Annotated in this window: 1 protein-coding gene; it reads left to right on the forward strand. The window is 73.5% G+C overall.

Annotated features, from left to right (window positions below; genetic code table 11):
- On the forward strand, window positions 1–2,237 hold a 2,237-nt coding region (locus H5J30_RS28350; protein ID WP_181790137.1), incomplete at both ends, for a helix-hairpin-helix domain-containing protein.

The raw sequence follows: 2,237 nt of genomic DNA on the forward strand, positions 1-2,237 counted from the left end.
GCGACCCCGGGGCCCGTACCCGACTGGACGAGGAGCTGGAAGCGATCTCCACACTCCGCTACGACTCGTACTTCCTCGCCGTCGGCCAGGTCGTGGCCGACATCCGGGCCCGGGGCATCCGGGTCGCGGCCCGCGGCTCCGGCGCCGGCTCGCTGGTCTGCCACGTCCTGGACATCGCCACGGCCAACCCCCTCGACCACCGGCTGCTGTTCGAGCGCTTCCTGAGCGTACGGCGCAGTTCGCTGCCCGACATCGACATCGACGTGGAGTCGGCCCGCCGCCTGGAGTGCTACGACGTGATCTTCGACCGGTTCGGCAAGGAGCGGGTGGCGGTCACCGCGATGCCCGAGACCTATAGGGCGCGCAGGGCGCTGCGGGACGCCGGCCTGGCGCTCGGCATCGCGCCCGCCGACGTCGACCGGATCGCCAAGAGCTTCCCGCACCTGCGGGCCTCCGACATCACCGGCGCCCTCGCCGAGCTGCCGGAACTGCGGCAACTGGCCGCCGAGGCACACCGGTACGGCCCGCTGTGGGAACTCGCCGAGGGCCTCGACGCCCTCGTCCACGGCATGGCCATGCACCCGTGCGGCGTCGTCATCAGCGACGCCACCCTCCTGGACCGGCTGCCGGTGCAGCCCACCCCGCAGGGCGACTACCCCATGGCCATGGCCGCCAAGGAGGAGATCGAGGACCTCGGCAACATCAAGCTCGACGTCCTGGGCGTGCGCATGCAGTCCGCGATGGCCCACGCCGTCGCCGAGATCGCACAGGCCACGGGCAGGCACATCGACCTGGACGACCCCGGACAGGTGCCGCTCGACGACGTCTTCGCGTTCAAGCTCATCCAGGAGAGCGAGACCCTGGGCCTGTTCCAGCTGGAGTCGCCCGGCCAGCAGGACCTGCTGTCCCGGCTCAAGCCCCGCGACCCGCAGGACGTCATCGCGGACATCAGCCTCTTCCGCCCCGGCCCCGTCGCGGGCGGCATGCCCGAGCGCTACGTCGCCGCCCGCCACGGCGGCGCTCCCGAGTACGCCCACCGGGACCTGGAGCCGGTGCTCGCGGACACGTACGGCGTGACCATCTGGCACGAGCAGATCATCGAGACCTTCCGGGTGATGACCGGATGCGACCGGAGCCTGGGGGAGATCGCCCGGCGCGCGCTCGGGGACGAGGACCGGCTGCCCGGGATCAGGGACTGGTTCCACCGGCAGGCGCGTGCGCGCGGCTACGACGCGGCCGTACGGGACGAGGTCTGGAAGACCGTCGCGGCCTTCGGCGCCTACGGCTTCTGCCGGGCGCACGCGGTCGCCTTCGCCGTACCCGCGCTGCAGAGCGCCTGGCTCAAGGCGCACTACCCGGCGTTCCTGCTGGCCGGCCTCCTCGAACACGACCCCGGCATGTGGCCCAAGCGCGTCCTCGTCTCCGACGCCCGCCGGCGCGGCGTGCCGGTCCTGCCCGTCGACGTCGACCGCTCCCGGGTGCGGCACACCGTGGAGAAGAGCGGCACGGACGACCGGTGGGGGGTGCGGCTCGCGCTGTCCGCGGTGCACGGCATCAGCGAGGACGAGGCCCTGCGGATCGAGGAGGGCCGGCCCTACGGGTCCCTGTCGGACTTCTGGCAGCGGGCCCGGCCCAGCAGGCCGCTCGCCGAGCGCCTGGCCCGGATCGGCGCCCTCGACGGCCTCGGCGACGGCCGCCTCACCCGCCGCGACCTCCTCCTCCAGATCGACGAGCTGCACCGGCAGTCCCGGGCCCGCTTCGCGGGCGAGGGCCAGCTGCCCATCGGCGCGGACGCGGCCGGCGGTACGGAGCCGAGCGGACTGCCGGAGATGACCGGACGCGAGACCCTCGGCGCCGAACTGGACACCCTCGGCATCGACGTCTCCAAGCACCTGATGGAACACCACCACCGGCTGCTCCGCGAGATCGGCGCGACGGACGCGGCCCACCTCGCCGGCCTGCGCCCCGGGCAGCAGGTGCTCGTCGCCGGCGTGCGGGCCTCGACGCAGACCCCGCCGATCGCCAGCGGCAAGCGCGTCATCTTCGTCACGCTGGAGGACGGCTCCGGCCTGGTCGACCTGGCGTTCTTCGAGGACTCCCACCCGGCCTGCGCGCACACCGTCTTCCACAGCGGCCTGCTGCTCGTACGCGGCACGGTCCAGGTGCGCGGCACCCGGCGCACCGTCGTCGGCACCATGGCCTGGGACCTGGACCGGATCGCCGCCGCCCGCCGCGAC

Source organism: Streptomyces phytophilus (assembly GCF_013870535.1).
In the GTDB taxonomy this organism is placed as follows: domain Bacteria; phylum Actinomycetota; class Actinomycetes; order Streptomycetales; family Streptomycetaceae; genus Streptomyces; species Streptomyces phytophilus.